The following is a 15364-nucleotide window of genomic DNA, read 5'->3' on the forward strand; positions in this document are numbered from 1 at the left end:
GCGGGATGACGGATTTATTGCAGCCCCTTCTCGACGACTATTTGCATGACCAGGGCCGATTGCGGGTCTGGTCGCTGATCGTGACCATTTTGGGCGATACGGTTGAGAACCGGCAAAAGACGATCTCAACCACCCGGCTGAGCCTCGTGCTGGATCGGCTTGGCGTTGGGCAGGCGGCGCAGAAAACGGCGCTGTCGCGGTTGGTCAAAGATGGTTGGGCCGAGCGGAGCAAAGAAGGCCGAAACACCTTTTACGGTTTTACGGAAAAGGGCCGAGAGGCCTTTGTGCCCGCCTCGCGGCTGGTCTATGCGCCGCCGCGCGATGAGGAACCGGTGCATTGGTTGATGGCGGTCTCGGATGCGCCGCGGGGCCTGCCCGTTGCGCCGGGTGTCGGGCTCTGGCCGGTTGATTTTGCACCGGTTGAGAAAGGCGCGTCGGTGGCCGGCTGGATCGAATCGATGCCGGCAGGGTTGCAGGCGATCTCACCCGATCATCAGGCCGAAGCGGACCAACTCACCGCTCTTTTGCGCTATTTGGACGTCACGTTTTCTCCAGATTGCGACCTTGATGCCCTGGCCGCGCGGATGGTTTTGATCCACCGCTGGCGACGGTATGTTTTGCGCTATCCAGAGGTGCCGCAGAAACTGGCACCGGAGGGGTGGGCGGGCCTGAAATTGAGGGAGAATATCGGGCGGGCTTATTGGTCCCTGACCGGGGCGGCGGAAGAGTGGCTGCAGGCCCCGGGCGACGGGTTTCGCGCCCTGGCGATGCCCGACCGAGGCTACTGGGAGCGGTTCGGTTACCAAAAATAGGTTACAAAAAATCGTTGATTCGCGATTTTTTGTAACCTATTTCTCTCTCAGACCCGCATCCGGGAGGAGATCGGCCATGTATTCCCAAGGATTGATTGGCGCTGACAGCGGCACCGAAGAGACACCCGAATTTCTGGCGCGATTCCAGGCACGCATAGATGCCGAGGAGAAGATCGAGCCAAATGACGCGATGCCCGAGGGCTATCGCCGGACGCTCGTCCGCCAGATCGGGCAGCACGCGCATTCCGAGATTGTGGGGATGCTGCCCGAGGGCAATTGGATCACCAGAGCGCCCTCTTTGAAACGCAAAGCCGCACTTTTGGCGAAGGTGCAGGATGAGGGCGGGCATGGGCTTTACCTCTACGCCGCCGCCGAAACCTTGGGTGTTTCCCGCGAGGAGATGACCGAGGAGTTGCATTCGGGCAAAGCCAAATATTCCAGTATTTTCAACTATCCAACGCTGTCCTGGGCCGATATCGGCACGATTGGTTGGCTGGTGGATGGTGCCGCGATCATGAACCAGATCCCGCTCTGCCGGTGTTCCTTTGGACCTTATGCCCGGGCGATGATCCGGGTCTGTAAGGAAGAGAGTTTTCACCAGCGCCAAGGCTATGAAATCGTCATGACGCTGGCCAATGGCACGCCTGCGCAGCGCGACATGGCGCAGGATGCGTTGAACCGGTGGTGGTGGCCGAGCCTGATGATGTTTGGGCCGCATGATGCCGATAGCGAGCATTCCGATCAGTCGATGGCGTGGAAAATCAAGCGGTTCTCCAATGATGAGCTGCGGCAGAAATTCATCGACGCGACCGTGCCGCAGGCCGAGTTCTTGGGCCTGGCCGTTCCGGATAAAGACCTGAAATGGAACGAGGAAAAGGGTGGCTACGATCACGGAGAGATCGACTGGTCCGAGTTCTGGCGGGTTGTGAAAGGCGGCGGCGCGATGAATGTGGACCGGATCAGGGATCGGAAAGCGGCCTGGGATGATGGCGCCTGGGTGCGCGAAGCCGCGCTGGCCCATGCGGAGAAGCGCGCCGCGCGAAAGCAGGCGGCAGAGTGAGCCGGAAGGCTGGGGGGCTGTCTGCCCCCCAGACCCCCCGAGGATATTTGAGAAGCAGAGAAGGAGCGGATCATGGCTGAGGCGACGCCTTTGTGGGAAGTGTTTATCCGGCCCCGGAACGGGTTGAGCCATAAGCATTGTGGCTCACTACATGCGGCGGATGAGGTCATGGCGCTGAACGCGGCCCGTGATGTCTATACCCGGCGTGGCGAAGGCGTCAGCATTTGGGTTGTTCCAAGCGCGGCGGTTTTTGCCAGCGACCCGGATCAGGCGGCGGAGAATTTTGAGCCGACGGCGGATAAGATTTATCGCCATCCGACCTTCTATGAGATTCCCGAAGATGTGGGGCATATGTGATGGCCTTGCTCAACGCGGTTTTGGAGCTGGCCGATGATCATCTGATCTTGGGGCACCGGATTTCCGAATGGTGCGGCCATGCGCCGATGTTGGAAGAGGATCTCGCGCTGCCGAATATGGCGCTGGATATGATCGGGACGGCGCGGGTGCTTTATGACTATGCCGCGAAGTTGGAAGGCCAGGGTCGGTCCGAAGACGATATGGCGATGCTGCGCGTGGAGCGGGAGTATCGCAACTGCCTGTTGGTCGAGCGGCCGAATGGGGATTTTGCCCAGACCATGCTGCGGCAACTCTATTTCGCCACCTTTATGGAGCCGTTTTGGAAGGCGGCTTTGGCGTCGCCTGATGAGGTGATCCGTGGGGTCGCGGGCAAGGCGGTGAAGGAGATGGCATATCACATCCGCCATGCGGCGGAGTGGGTGATCCGGCTAGGCGATGGCACCGAGGAAAGTGCCGCGAAGATGCAGGCGGCTGTCGTCGAACTGCATCGGTTCACCGGAGAACTGTTCGAGAGCAGCGCGGCAGCGGTATCTTGCGAGGCCGATGGGATCTTGCCGGTTCGCGCCGAGATGCGCGGCGAATGGGACCGGGTGATCGGGATGGTGTTTGGCGAGGCGTTGTTGGAGCTGCCCGATGTGCCCTATCCGCAAGCGGGCGGTCGCGACGGCATTCATGGCGAAGGTTTGGGCCATCTTCTGGCCGAGATGCAGTATCTTCAGCGCGCGCATCCGGGGGCGGAATGGTAGCGGTTCTGGACCACAAACGCGCTTGGGACGCGGCAGCATCGGTGCCGGACCCAGAGGTGCCCTGCGTCAATGTCGAAGAGCTTGGCATTTTGCGTAGCGTCGATCTGGTCGATGGGGTTGCGGTGGCCAAGGTGACGCCGACTTATTCCGGGTGCCCCGCGACGATGGCGATTGAGATGGCGATTGAAGTCGCGCTTCGCGAGGCCGGGTTTGATGTGCGGATCGAGCGGGTGTTGTCGCCACCCTGGACAACAGATTGGATCACCGAAGCTGGCCGCGAGAAGCTGCGCGCCTATGGGATTGCGCCGCCGGTGGAGGCGTCGGGCTCCGTGCGCGCGCTCTTTGGGGAAGTGACGGTGGCTTGCCCGCGCTGCGGCTCGGAGCAGACCGAGAAGATCAGCGAGTTCGGGTCGACGGCCTGCAAGGCGCAGTATCGCTGTTTGAGCTGCGCCGAGCCGTTTGACTATTTCAAATGCATTTGAGGGGGAGAGCCTATGTTTCATGACCTGAACGTGGCGGAGGTGCGTGCGGAAACCGATGAGGCGGTGGCGATCTCTTTCGAACTGCCCGAGGCGCTGGCCGAGACCTTTGCCTATCAGCCTGGGCAATATCTGACGCTGCGCGCCGAGGTGAATGGCGCGGATATGCGGCGGAACTACTCGATTGCCTCGCTACCTGGGGAGCCGCTGACCGTTGGGGTGAAGCGTGTCGAGGACGGGGTGTTTTCGACCTTCGCGCAAGGGCTGAAGCCGGGCGATGTGGTGCAGGTGATGCCGCCGGAGGGGCGGTTTATCTGCGACGGGCAAGAGCGGGTTGTGTTGATCGCGGCGGGCTCGGGGATCACGCCGATGGTGTCGATTGCGGGCGATGCGCTGGCGCGTGGCGCCGATGTGACGCTGATCTATGGCAACCGGCGGAGCGAGACGATCATGTTCCGCGAGACACTGGAGGCGTTGAAAGATCGCTATCTAGGGCAGTTTACGCTGATCCATGTGCTGAGCCGAGAGCCGCAGGATGTGGCGCTTCTGTCGGGTCGGGTGGATGCGGAGAAGGTGACGCGGCTGGTGCAGGCCGGAGCCGTGGACTTGGCCCATGCGGATGGGGTGTTCCTGTGCGGGCCGGGCGAGATGATTGATGCGGTGGAGGGGGCTCTGACGGCGCTTGGCGTTGATCGCGACCTCATTCATCATGAGCGGTTTTTCATGGCGGGAGAGGCGCCCCGGATGCCGAAATCGGCCGAGGCGGAGGCCGCAGCGGCAGAAGGCGTTGAGGTGGAGGTTGTTCTGGATGGGGCGCGGCGGGTGTTCACCTATGGCCCCGAGGATGAGACGGTGATCGCGGCGGCGGAACGTGCGGGGTTGGAACTCCCCTATTCCTGTCGCGGAGGCATGTGTTGCACCTGTCGCTGTAAGGTGGAGGAAGGCAGCGCCGAGATGGCGGTGAATTACTCGCTGGAGCCTTGGGAGTTGGAGGCGGGGTTTACGCTGGCCTGTCAATCGCGGCCGACCAGCAAGAAGCTGCGTTTGGATTTTGACGCGGCCTGATCGGGCGTTGAAAACTGGCTGTTCCTGACGCGATTTTGCGTTATGGAGCGGCCATGAAACTTAAAAATCTTGAACTCGAAGCCACGGCGCTGATGTCTGAAGTGATCTTTGGGCATGGCTTTGCGCATTATGGCTATTTCCCCAATGGTGTGCCGGAGGTTCTCTCCGCCGAGGCGATGGGCCGGGCACAGCAGGCTTATTTCGAGAAGCTGGTTGAGGTGATCCCCGAAGGTGTCACGCGGGTTCTTGATGTGGGTTCCGGCACGGGGGCGAACGCCAAGGCGCTGATCGCGCGGGGCTTTGAGGTCACTTGTGTCTCTCCCTCGGTGCAGATGAACGAGATGGCGCGGGCGAAGCTGCCGGACGGCACCGGTGTTCACGATGCGTTGTTTGAAGAGTTTGAGAGCGACGCGCAGTTCGACATCTGCCTCTTCGCGGAGAGCTTTCACTATATCGATCTGGAGAAAGCGCTGGCTCAGGTTGACCGTTACGCCACGCGGGGCATGGTGATGTTCGACTATTTCCGCCGGCCCGGCTTTGCGCATGGCGATGGCACGCGCGGCACGCATCAGGCGTTTCTGGACGCGGTGGCGGCGCAGGGGGCGTTTCGGATTGTCAGCGATGAGGACATGACCGATGCGATCACACCGACCTTTGTGATCCATGAGAGCATCAAGAACGATAAGGTGGCGCCCTTCATGACGCGGTTCCGGGAGGAGATTGCGCGGGAATATCCGTGGCGCGCCTGGCTGATGGAAAAGATGCTGGGCCGGGTTCTGGACAAGCTGAACCGGCGCACCGGGCGGGCGGAGAAGTTTGCCCGCGAGCATGAATATCGGCTGGTGGTCTTGGAGCGCGAGGCAAGTTAGGCGCTCCAATCGGACTGGAGGCGCGAGGTCGCAGAGTTGGATGCCTCCGGGGGGATATTTGAGAAGCAGAGAAGACCGGGGTCAGGCTTTCAGTGGCTTGCCGTCTTCTTTGGTGAAATCCGCGGGCGGTTTTTGATCGAGGAGATCGAGGACGCTCTCGGAGGGGCGGCAGAGGCGGGTGCCGTTTTTGCAGGCCACGATCGGGCGGTTGACCAGGATCGGGTGCGCGACCATCGCCTCCAGCAGCGCGGCGTCACTCACCGCCGGATTGGTGAGGCCGAGTTCTTCTGCCGGGGATTTGTTCACCCGGAGCGCGTCGCGCGGGGTGAGATCGGCGGCGGCGAAAAGCGCCTGGAGTTGCGGTTGGGTCCAACCGGTCTTCAGATACTCGATCACGACCGGATCGTAGCCTGCGGCGCGGATCGCGGCCAAGACAGTGCGAGATGTGCCGCAATCGGGGTTGTGATGGATCACGATCTGCATTGGATCAGTGGGCATAGTCGGGCTCTTCGGCATCAAGAACGGCGCGGATTTCGGCCAGGAAAGCGGCTTCGGAGTCGGTCGCGCCCTCCATCTGTTCGGCGGCTTTTGAGGCCACCTCATCTGATAGCTCGCGCAAGGGCCGGCCCGTATGCAGCGCCAGGATGTAGTTCCGCGCCGCGCGTTCGAAATAGTAGAGCCGGGTGAACGCTTCGGCGACGGTTTCCCCGATGATCAGCACGCCGTGATTGCCCATGATCATCGTGCGGACCGACGGGTCTTGGAACAGCCGCGCGCAGCGGGTGCCCTCTTCTTCTAGCGCGAGGCCGCCATAGTGCTCGTCGACCACCTGGCGGTTATAGAACATCGCAGAGTTCTGATCGATCGCGGGCAGGCGGCTGTCGGCGAGGCTGGCCAAAACCGTGGCATAGGTGGAATGCACATGCATCGCGCAGCGGGCATGGGGCACGTGCCGGTGCAAGCTCGCATGCAGGCCCCAGGCGGTTTGATCCGGCGCATCGGTACCCTTGGCGCTGTCGGGGTTGTTGGCGTCGATCACCCAGAGATCCGAGGCTTTCATTCGGCTGAAATGCCGTTTGGGGTTGATCAGGAACTCGGTCCCGTCTTCGTTCACGGCGAGCGAGAAGTGATTGGCGATGGCCTCATGCATGTCTTCGCGCGCGGTCCAGCGGAAGGCGGCGGCGAGGTCTTGGCGGGCGGCGGCGTGATCCATCTCTGTCTCCCCAAAGGTACAATTATGGCGGAGCCTAGGGTTGCGTCAGATGAATGGGAAGGGGTGTGTCACGGCCGTATCGCCGTTTCCGAGATGGATAAAGCTATCAGGCTTGATGGAAATTTTGGTGCTGAGCGCATTTTTTCGCCCGCGCCATCAACGATCCCCCGTAATACCCGGGTCTCTCCGCATTGACGCCGCATTTCACCATAATGATAGGTGACGTAAGAGCATATTGCAGATGGGTGACTAGATGGACCGTTTAACGGAAATGGAAGCGTTTGCCACAGTTGTAGACCAAGGTGGGTTTACAGATGCGGCGCGGAAGCTGGGGATTTCAAAATCCGCAGTCTCTAAGCACGTTTCCAGCCTCGAAACCCGTCTCGGCGCCCGGTTGTTTGAATCGGACCACCCGTCGCGTCAGCCCAACCGAGATCGGTCTTGCGTATTATGACCGTGCCCGCCGTGTGCTCAACGATGCGGGGGAAGCCGATGCCCTCGTCACCTCGATGCAATCCGCGCCATCGGGGTTGTTGCGGGTGTCGGTGGCGACTGATTTCGGCGTCAACCATCTCTCGCCCGTTCTTGGGGAGTTCCTGCACTCCTATCCGGATATCACGGTCAATATGATCCTGAACAACCGCTATGTGGAGCTGATCTCGGAAGGGTTCGATATGGCGATTCGCGTGGGTGATTTGGAAGACAGTTCGCTGCGCGCCCGGAAATTGACCGAAACCCATAAACGTATGATCGCCGCCCCCAGCTATTTCGAGGAACATGGCCGCCCCGAGAAGATCGACGATCTGAACGATCACAAGCTCTTGCATTACTCCAATCAGGCCAGTGGCAATGTTTGGAGGATTACGGCGCCGTCCGGCGAGAAGCGCCAAGTCCGCACCGCCGGGTCCCTGACCGTGAATGATGGGCAGTCCTTGCTCAACGCCGCGATCGGCGGCTTGGGCATCGCGTATCTGCCAAGCTTTCTCTATGCCGATGCCATGCGCGAGGGGTTGCTGGTGGATGCAATCCCCGAGCTTCCGGTCGATTTGCTGGGTATCTATGCCGTCTATCCGCCGGGTCGATATACGCAGCCGAAGGTACGGGCCTTCATCGATTTCCTTGTGGACCAGTTCCGGGAGAAAGGTCCCGAAGACTGGTGAGTTTCATGCCGTCGTCCCGCGCGTGTGTATTGTGGGACATTTCTGGGGTCCGGGTGGTATCTGCCAGCCGGGCCCTTTTTAATCGGTACTTGTGAGGACCACCTCAACGCGGCGGTTCAACTCGCGGCCGTCATCCGTACTGTTGGGGGCGCGCGGCGAGAGGTAGCCGACACCTTCGGCCCGCAATTGGTCGCCTGAGACATCGAAGTTGGCGATCAAGAAATCACGGACAGCCCCCGCCCGAGAACGACTCAGCGCGATGTTGTTTTCCAAGGCCCCTTCGGCATCGGTGTGACCGACAAGAACGACTTGGCGATCCGGATTGGTGTTGAGATACGCGGCCAGCGTGACCAGCGAGGCATAGTCATCGCCCGACAGTGCCGAGGCACCGGTTTGAAACTGGAGGTCATCAAGGGTGACCATGCCCGTCGCTTCCAACGTGGCAATCAGGTCGGTGCTGTCAAAGACCGTCTGGATGTCATCGGGCGCGCGGGTGGACTGGGTCACGTCGGGCAAGGTTTCGCCCGGCGGGCCGGCATGGACCAAGTGGATAAAGGCCTTGCCGCCGCCACGCGAGATCAGGAGCGCGAGTCTATCGGGGCTGTCGCCCATCGTGCGGTCTGCGAAGAGATAGGCGAAATCGCCTAGGTTCACATGCATCGCCGGTTCGGGCACCACGTCGATCCCAAAGCGGAAATCGAACCCGCCGCAATCGCGATCGGCACAGGAAAACTGGACGTCATAACCATCGGTCACCAGTTGCGCGCGAAGCTGCGCCATCAACTGTGCACTGGTCCCGCTATAGGGGGAGATTTGCCAGACCAAGCGTGTCACGCTGCCTTCTGCGCTAAGCCGGTCAAACCTTGCTGCTGACCACGGCCCGATGGGCATTTCATAGCGGCCCATCGCCTCAGTCTCTTCGAAGGTCAGTTGCGCCGCCGCGGGCAGGCGCAAATCCAACGCTTGAACGGGCGCGGCGATGGCGCAGGCCAGAAGGATATGCGCCAGGCGTCTCACCGATATTGCCCGTGATATTCAGCGTTGGGGCGCATATCGATGGCCGAGGCCATGCGGTTAGACATATTGAAGAACGACGCCGTCGCCGCGATGTCCCAGATGTCGCGATCAGAGAAGCCGACATCGCGGAGCGCTTGCCGGTCCGGCTCCTCGATCTTGGCGCTGTTCTCGGTCATCATCACGGCGAAATCCAACATGGCCCTTTGACGTGGGTCGAGTTTGGCCACGCGATAGTTCATAACCAGGGCTTCGCCCAAGGCGGGATCACCCGAAAGCTGCCGCACGGCGGCGCCATGGGCGGTCAGGCAATAGAAGCATTTATTCACCGCCGAGACCGCGACCGCGATCATCTCACGTTCCAGCTTGCTGAGCCCGCTTTGACCCAGCATCAGGTCATTATACATCGCCGTGAACGCGTTTAGTTTTTCGACATCGAAGGCATAGGCCGCGAGCACATTGGGGATCATTCCCAGCTTCTCTTGGCAGATGTCGAAGTATTTCTGCGTGTCCTCCGGGAGCGGGTCGAGGGGCGGCAGATCTAGCGCTGTGGCGTTGGGGTCCGGTTTGCTCATTGGGCCTCTGGTTTGATGCGATAATGGTAGTGTCCCACAGGCTGGAAGCCGAGGGAAGTGTAGAGCGCGTTGGCCGGCAGGTTTGCGCGCGTCACCAAGAGCGTCAGATGGCTGGCGCCTTGGGCTTTGGCCCAGATCGCCATCGCGCGCATCATATAGCGGCCCAGGCCTTTCTGGCGATGCTCGCCCAGGGTTTCGAGCGCATGAAGCATGGCGATCTTGCCATCCATCGCGACAAAGCCGGTGCCGGCAGGGTGGTCATCGATCCGTCCGAAGATTGTGGTTTTGGCACCTGTGACGCGGTGCATGACGGCGAGGCGTTCAGGGCCGATGCCACCGGCGGCCCAGATCTCCGTCTGCGCGGCCAGAGGCGGCCAGACCTCGAAACAGGTGATCGGCGGCAGGGGTGTTGTATCAAGCGCGTCGATCGGCGCGGCGTAGAGGGTAACGGGGTCTTTGATTTGGTAAGAAAGCGTCTCTAACAGGCGGTCTAGAGCCGTTTCCCCATCCCGGATCATGAAGAGGGGGCGTGTCCCAGATCGCGCATCGCGATCTCGGCTTGCGCCACGTCTACTAGGTCTGCCGCGCTTCCCGCGAGAGTTGCCGCCGAAACGCGGCTGCCACCGCCTTGGCCGTCGCGGATCGTCCAAGGCCCATGCTGCATCACCTTCGCCGCTGGCCAGGTGCGTTCAACGACGGGATAGAGATCAGACGCGGTGGGGAGGGTCATTGCGCCTCTGGGAAAAGCGCGACGAGCTTGCCGATCACCGCATCGACCGCCGCGCCATTGGTGCTGCGAACGACGATGTTCGCGCCATAGACGCCATCTTTGAGATAGGGGTAGGAGCCAATCTCGACCTCGGGATGCGCTGCGGCCAAATCGCCCAGGGGTCCGGCGATATCGCCCTCCCCGCGTGGAATACGCAGGGTTTGCGAAAGAAGCGGCGCGCCGCCGGTCAGCGTCGGCAGGATCGAGGCGACCATGGTTTGGAACACGGTCGGCACACCGGCCATCACATGGACATTGTGCAAGGTGAAGCCGGGCGCGGCCGAGACCGGGTTCTCAATCAGCGAGGCGCCATCGGGAATGCGCGCCATGCGCAGGCGTGCCTCGTTCAGTTCCGAGCCCTGGCGGTCGTAATGCGCCTGAAGGATCGCGCGGGCATCGTCGCGGATGCTGATCGGCACAGCAAAGGCGTCTGCGATGGCCTCGGCGGTGATATCATCATGGGTCGGGCCGATGCCGCCGGAGGTGAAGACCGTGTCATGGCTCGCGCTCAGCGCTTGCACCGCGCCGACAATCGCCTCTGCGTCGTCCGAAACCACGCGCACCTCGGCCAGGCGGATGCCGTGTTTGGTCAACTCGCCCGCGAGGTAGTGCATATTTGCATCCCGGGTCCGGCCCGAGAGGATCTCGTCGCCGATCACCAACATGGCGGCGGTGGGGTTGGGCATGGTCGTTGGCTCCTTGCCAGGGCTTTGGCTCGGGTATAGGGGCAGCGCCATGCGCTTTCAAACCCCCTGGTCCCGGCGACCCTCCTCAAGCGATACAAACGCTTTCTCGCGGACATCCGATTGGAGGATGGGCGGGAGGTCACAGCGCATTGCCCGAACCCAGGTTCGATGATGGGTTTGAAAGAGCCCGGTATGCGGATTTGGGTGGAGCCGAATGAGGACCCGCGCAAGAAGCTGAAATATGGCTGGCGGCTAACTGAATTGCCGGATGCGACCTGGGTTGGAATCGACACGAATCTGCCGAACAGTGTCGTTTCTGAGGCTTTGGCGGCAGGGGCGATTGAAGAACTGGCGCGCTATCCGCAAATCACGCCGGAGGTCAAATACGGGCAGAACAGCCGGGTGGATTTCTTGCTCTCCGGTGATGGCCTGCCGGAGGCTTACGTTGAGGTGAAGAATGTCACCTTGCGGAGAGACGGGGATTGGGCCGAGTTTCCCGATAGCGTGACGGCGCGGGGCGCCAAGCATTTGGATGAATTGTCGCAGATGGTCCGTGACGGGAAACGGGCGGTGATGCTCTATCTGTTGCAGCGGACCGATTGCAGGCGGTTGAAAATGGCCGCCGATCTCGACCCGGGGTATGCGGCTGCATTTGACGCGGCGCGGGCGGCGGGGGTGGAGATGATCTGCTACGGCACGGATATTGGTCCCGAGGGTGTTGAGATTGGTCAGTCGATCCCGGTCGACACAAGACCACAGATCTGACGCGCCATCTCTGGAAAATCCCCGCTTCATGACATAAGTTCCGCGGAAGACAGCACCGGAGCACTGGTTTTGGACGATTTCCGCGGCCGTTTGACGAAAGACGGCATTCGCATTCATGGACCCGAAGACTTCGCTGGCATGCATAAGGCTGGTGGATTGGCGGCGCGCATCTTGGACGAGATCGCGCCGATGGTGGTGCCGGGTGTGACCACTGGCGCGTTGGATGCGCGGATCACCGAGATGGTGGACGAGGCCGGTGCGACCTCGGCCACGATTGGTTATCGCGGCTATCAGCATGCGAGCTGCATCAGCGTGAACCATGTAGTGTGTCACGGGATTCCGGGTTCGAAGGTTTTGAAAGACGGCGATATTCTGAATATCGATGTCACGGTCGTGGTTGATGGTTGGTTTGGCGACACAAGCCGGATGTTTGTGGCGGGCAAGCTTAACCGCCGGGCCGAACGGTTGATCCAGGTCACCCATGATGCGCTGTTCAAGGGCATTGAGGCGGTGAAGCCGGGCAACACCTTTGGCGATATCGGTCACGCGATTCAGGCCTATGCCGAGGGGCATCGGATGTCGATCGTGCGGGATTTCTGCGGACACGGGCTGGGGCAGGTGTTTCATGCGCCGCCGAATGTGCTGCATTATGGGCGGGCGGGGACCGGGCCGGTTCTGGAAGAAGGCATGTTCTTCACAATCGAGCCGATGGTGAATCTGGGGCGGCCCGAGACCAAGGTTCTGGCCGATGATTGGACGGCTGTGACCCGCGACAAATCCTTGAGTGCGCAGTTTGAGCATTCGATTGGCGTGACCGCGACCGGGTGCGAGATTTTCACCTTGTCGCCAGGCAATTTGTTTCACCCGACCTACGCGGTTTGACCCGTCTGTTCATGTGGCGATTTGAGGAACGAGGGGCCAGCCCCTCGCACTCCCCGGGATATTTTTAAAGCAGAGAAGGGGCGGGACTATTCTAGCCAGACCTCGACACGGCGATTGACGGCGCGGCCCCAATCGGTGTCGTCGCAGGCCATGGGCATGGCTTCGCCAAAGGCACCGACGCGGAGTTGCAGCCGGTTGAGATCAGCGGCGGAGGCGGCCTCGATAATCGCGGTGCGGACGGTCTCAGCCCGGCCTCGCGAGAGGCGAAGATTGGTGGCGGCGTTGCCGTCGCCATCGGAGAAGCCGACGAAAACCAGGGTTTGGCCGTCGAATTCGCCCTGCTCGATGGCGCGGGCCAGGCGGGAGACGGAGCTACGCGACTGCGGATCCAAGTCTGTGGTACCGGGGGCGAAGCGGAAGGTTGGGGAGAGGCGCTGGCTGCTGGCCACACGGGCGGCGAGGCGTTGCAGGTCGTCGAGTGTGATTTCCGCGCCCGCCGCTTGGATGGCATTGGCCAGGCGCGAGCCTTGGGCTGCGGCGGGGTTGCGGGCAGGGATTGGTTCACGAAGCCGGCACGGCGGATCACACGCTCGGCGGTTTGGCTTTCGAAGAAGGCGAGGAACTCGCGGACCAGTTGCGGCAGGCGGCGTGCAGGCGTGTAGACAAAGAGCGGCGCGGTGAGCGGGTAGTCTTCGGCCTTGAGGCTTTCATGGGTTGCGGTCTGATTGAAGCCGCAGGGCCCGCCAAGCGCCAGAGCGCGGGCGTTGTCGACGGAGGCGAAAGAGGTCACGCCAATCGCGTAGGGGTCGCGGGCGACCGCACTGGCCAGGTCGCCGGGGTCGGTGTGGCGGATGATGCCGGGACCGAGATTGAGGCCTTCAGGCAGAAGGACGCGGTTGATGAAGTCTTGCGCGAGACCGGAGCTGTCTTCCATCAAATGGAGGGCGATGGAGGCGTCGTCGCCGCCGAGATCGGCCCAGTTGGTGATCTCACCTGCGAAGACCTGGGCAAGATTGGGGATGGTGATCTCACGAAGTGTGTTTTGCGGTGCGGTCACGGCGACCAACCCATCGATGGCCAGCACACGCGCGCGTTGTGACAGGGTGATATCGCCTTGATCGGCGAGCCGGGCGGCGTCGCGTTCGGCCTCGGAGGGTTGGCGGAGTGCGAGGGCCAGATCGGCATCGCGGTTCAAGAGCGCCTCGAACCCGGTATCGGTGGTGCCGGGGATCAAGGTAAAGCGCGCTGCGATGCTGTTGTCGGAGGCGCGCGTCAGGGTAAAGACCGAGCGGCCCTCGGGCTGTAGGGCACGGGAGACGCGCATACCCCGGTCACGGGCGAAAGCCTCAATGAGTGCGGGCATCAGCGTGTCCGCCATCACGCGGGCGCCCGCAAATCGCGCTTCGGCGATGAAGCTTTCCAGATCGGGGCAACCGGGACCGAGGCAGGAGACGCCTTGGGCATTGACGGTCAAAGGACCATAGATCGTGTCGACCCTGTAGAACTCCCCATCAAAGCCGATAAGCGTGCCGTCTAGTTCAATACTGCCGTCGAGCGAGCGCAGGGTGACGTCCTGCGCAATGGCAGGGGACAGGGGCAAGATAGCAAAAAGGGCGGCTGTGATGGCCGCCCTCAGCATGGATCGCATGGGTACCTGCGCCGGGTTAGGTCAATTCGAGGCGACTCTCAGGTCCTGCAGCAGATTTTGCAACACCAGATAGTCGCCCACTGCGTCGCAGGCGGGAAGTGTGAAGGTCAATTCCGTCACCGCGACCGCCCCGTCGAGATCGGTTTGCAGCGTGCGGGCCAGGGTGTCTTGGCCGCAATTGCGGGTGTTGATCGGGGCCTCAATCGAGAGGCGCACGGCGCCTTCACGTGTCAGCGTGTCGCGCGGGAAGGTATAGACTTGCGCCATCAACGGGGCGTCAACTGCATCATTGCCCAGCTGGGTGACGAACCCGCCCTCACCGGCCTGAGCGCGCGCGGGTGTGCCAGCGTTTTCCTGCCAGATATGGCCGGTCTCGCCATAATCGGCCCCAAACTCCATGGCGTGCAGCTCAAGATCGCGGGTGTCTTCCCAGGCGACGGCGACGCGGTCGAACTCCGCCAGGTCGGGGACAACTGCAAGCGCGGTTTCGCTGCTGCCGTCCACGCGGATCGTGAAGAATGCGGGCGTTTCGAACGCCGGAATATCGGCGGCGAGAAGGCCCATCGCGTCGGTTTGCTCGGTCAGTGTGAGGCCGGAATGCTCGATAACCACGCGCGCATTGGGTTGGCAGGGATTCATGATGTCCAGCGCGACCATCGCGGCGGGTGCCGCCGTGGCGCTGACTGAGAGGCCACAGGGCAGGCCGAACTGGCTGACCTCGTTGCCGTCCGGCGCGGCCATGTTCAGATCGGGCGTCGCGGCCATCCGATCCGACAGATTGCCGGGTTGCGCGAGGTCCGGCTGGGTCAGCGTGAAATCGGGTGTTTCTGGTAGGTCCTGCGCATCCGTCGGCGCGGGATCTGTCACCGCGGCGGGGATCGTCTCTGGTGCCTCGGCAATGGGTGCGGGCAGGGTCGGCGCGGGGGCCAGTGCGGCAGTGGCGATCGGTGGTTCTGCCTGATCTTGGCCAGGCTCTGTCGTCTCAGTGACTGCGTTGGTAACGGCGTCGGGGGTCGATGGCGGCGTGCTGCCGCCATTGCCAAATCCGGGAATGAGCCCGGCATTCACGGCGAACATACCGCCGGAGACGGTCATCAGGCCCACGGCGGCCAGGCGAACAATTTGACGTTTCGGCATCTCAGACTCCGTCCCTCTTGCTGCGGCGGAGACTGTTCACGGAATAGGGCGAATTTGGGGTCGCATTGGCGGAATTTCGTGAAAATCCCGCCGCTCACCTGTTATTGCGCTCGATTGTTGCGAAATT

The 15364-nt window shown here is 61.8% G+C and carries 18 protein-coding genes and 2 pseudogenes; 10 read left to right on the forward strand and 10 right to left on the reverse strand.

All coding sequences use genetic code 11. From position 1 onward, the window contains the following. The first annotated feature begins 5 nt into the window (after positions 1-5). The 7 genes from QTA57_RS05315 (at position 6) to QTA57_RS05345 (ending at position 5388) form a co-directional block, all read left to right on the forward strand. Positions 6-812, forward strand: coding sequence for a PaaX family transcriptional regulator C-terminal domain-containing protein (locus tag QTA57_RS05315; RefSeq protein WP_290154018.1), 807 nt, complete (start codon positions 6-8; stop codon positions 810-812). A gap of 76 nt (positions 813-888) precedes the next feature. Further along, positions 889-1872 (forward strand): 1,2-phenylacetyl-CoA epoxidase subunit PaaA, encoded by a 984-nt coding sequence (gene paaA / locus QTA57_RS05320; protein ID WP_290154019.1) that lies wholly within the window; start codon positions 889-891, stop codon positions 1870-1872. Between the two features lie 72 nt (positions 1873-1944). Next, a complete protein-coding gene (gene paaB / locus QTA57_RS05325) occupies positions 1945-2229 on the forward strand; it encodes a 1,2-phenylacetyl-CoA epoxidase subunit PaaB (protein WP_171559920.1) in 285 nt (94 codons plus the stop codon). Continuing rightward, the gene (paaC, locus tag QTA57_RS05330; RefSeq protein WP_290154020.1) at positions 2229-2975 is read left to right on the forward strand and encodes a 1,2-phenylacetyl-CoA epoxidase subunit PaaC; all 747 of its coding nucleotides are present in this window, start codon (positions 2229-2231) and stop codon (positions 2973-2975) included. Before paaB ends, paaC begins: the two co-directional genes overlap by 1 nt. Then, positions 2969-3457, forward strand: a complete 489-nt coding sequence (paaD, locus tag QTA57_RS05335) for a 1,2-phenylacetyl-CoA epoxidase subunit PaaD (RefSeq protein WP_290154021.1) — start codon at positions 2969-2971, stop codon at positions 3455-3457. The genes paaC and paaD overlap by 7 nt, the downstream gene beginning before the upstream one ends. A 12-nt stretch (positions 3458-3469) precedes the next feature. Beyond that, on the forward strand, positions 3470-4519 hold the full coding sequence (locus tag QTA57_RS05340) for a 2Fe-2S iron-sulfur cluster-binding protein (protein WP_290154022.1): 1050 nt from the start codon (positions 3470-3472) through the stop codon (positions 4517-4519). A 53-nt stretch (positions 4520-4572) separates the two neighbouring features. After that, positions 4573-5388, forward strand: coding sequence for a class I SAM-dependent methyltransferase (locus QTA57_RS05345; RefSeq protein ID WP_290154023.1), 816 nt, complete (start codon positions 4573-4575; stop codon positions 5386-5388). Positions 5389-5469: 81 nt separating this feature from the next. On the opposite strand, the gene arsC is transcribed toward QTA57_RS05345, so the two are convergent. Then, positions 5470-5871 carry an arsenate reductase (glutaredoxin) gene (gene arsC, locus QTA57_RS05350; protein WP_290154788.1) on the reverse strand — a complete coding sequence of 134 codons (402 nt, stop codon included), beginning with the start codon at positions 5869-5871 and terminating at the stop codon, positions 5470-5472. A gap of 4 nt (positions 5872-5875) precedes the next feature. Continuing rightward, entirely contained in the window at positions 5876-6601 is a 726-nt protein-coding gene (locus QTA57_RS05355; protein ID WP_290154024.1) for a class II aldolase/adducin family protein, read from the reverse strand. Between the two features lie 253 nt (positions 6602-6854). Between QTA57_RS05355 and QTA57_RS05360 the strand changes: the two are divergent. Next, positions 6855-7761: pseudogene (locus QTA57_RS05360) on the forward strand (LysR family transcriptional regulator). A gap of 78 nt (positions 7762-7839) precedes the next feature. On the opposite strand, the gene QTA57_RS05365 reads toward QTA57_RS05360, so the two are convergent. From QTA57_RS05365 to QTA57_RS05380, 5 genes are read right to left on the reverse strand one after another with little or no spacing between them, the layout of a single operon-like run. Beyond that, a complete protein-coding gene (locus tag QTA57_RS05365) occupies positions 7840-8778 on the reverse strand; it encodes an OmpA family protein (RefSeq protein ID WP_290154025.1) in 939 nt (312 codons plus the stop codon). Then, positions 8775-9350 carry a peroxidase-related enzyme gene (locus tag QTA57_RS05370; RefSeq protein WP_171559930.1) on the reverse strand — a complete coding sequence of 192 codons (576 nt, stop codon included), beginning with the start codon at positions 9348-9350 and terminating at the stop codon, positions 8775-8777. Before QTA57_RS05370 ends, QTA57_RS05365 begins: the two co-directional genes overlap by 4 nt. After that, on the reverse strand, positions 9347-9868 hold the full coding sequence (locus QTA57_RS05375) for a GNAT family N-acetyltransferase (protein ID WP_407933495.1): 522 nt from the start codon (positions 9866-9868) through the stop codon (positions 9347-9349). Before QTA57_RS05375 ends, QTA57_RS05370 begins: the two co-directional genes overlap by 4 nt. After that, a complete protein-coding gene (locus tag QTA57_RS18550; RefSeq protein ID WP_407933496.1) occupies positions 9865-10080 on the reverse strand; it encodes a hypothetical protein in 216 nt (71 codons plus the stop codon). The genes QTA57_RS05375 and QTA57_RS18550 overlap by 4 nt, the downstream gene beginning before the upstream one ends. Next, entirely contained in the window at positions 10077-10805 is a 729-nt protein-coding gene (locus QTA57_RS05380; RefSeq protein ID WP_290154026.1) for a competence/damage-inducible protein A, read from the reverse strand. Before QTA57_RS05380 ends, QTA57_RS18550 begins: the two co-directional genes overlap by 4 nt. A gap of 66 nt (positions 10806-10871) precedes the next feature. Here QTA57_RS05380 and sfsA point away from each other — a divergent pair, with 66 nt between their 5' ends. Further along, complete coding sequence (gene sfsA / locus QTA57_RS05385) at positions 10872-11570, forward strand: DNA/RNA nuclease SfsA (RefSeq protein WP_290154791.1); 699 nt, start codon at positions 10872-10874, stop codon at positions 11568-11570. 69 nt (positions 11571-11639) lie between these two features. Further along, positions 11640-12452: a type I methionyl aminopeptidase gene (gene map / locus QTA57_RS05390; protein WP_145213962.1), complete on the forward strand. Its 813-nt coding sequence runs from the start codon at positions 11640-11642 to the stop codon at positions 12450-12452. Between the two features lie 86 nt (positions 12453-12538). Here map and QTA57_RS18325 read toward each other — a convergent pair whose 3' ends face one another. The 3 genes and pseudogenes from QTA57_RS18325 to QTA57_RS05400 all read right to left on the reverse strand — a co-directional run bounded on the left by QTA57_RS18325 (position 12539) and on the right by QTA57_RS05400 (position 15237). After that, positions 12539-12901 carry an OmpA family protein gene (locus QTA57_RS18325; RefSeq protein ID WP_330696798.1) on the reverse strand — a complete coding sequence of 121 codons (363 nt, stop codon included), beginning with the start codon at positions 12899-12901 and terminating at the stop codon, positions 12539-12541. 212 nt (positions 12902-13113) lie between these two features. After that, a pseudogene (locus QTA57_RS18330) lies at positions 13114-14100 on the reverse strand (substrate-binding domain-containing protein); the annotation flags it as partial. Positions 14101-14121: 21 nt separating this feature from the next. Further along, positions 14122-15237, reverse strand: coding sequence for a hypothetical protein (locus QTA57_RS05400; RefSeq protein ID WP_290154027.1), 1116 nt, complete (start codon positions 15235-15237; stop codon positions 14122-14124). Between the last annotated feature and the right edge of the window lie 127 nt (positions 15238-15364).

The organism is Fontisubflavum oceani, from assembly GCF_030407165.1.
Classification (GTDB): Bacteria; Pseudomonadota; Alphaproteobacteria; order Rhodobacterales; family Rhodobacteraceae; genus Rhodophyticola; species Rhodophyticola oceani.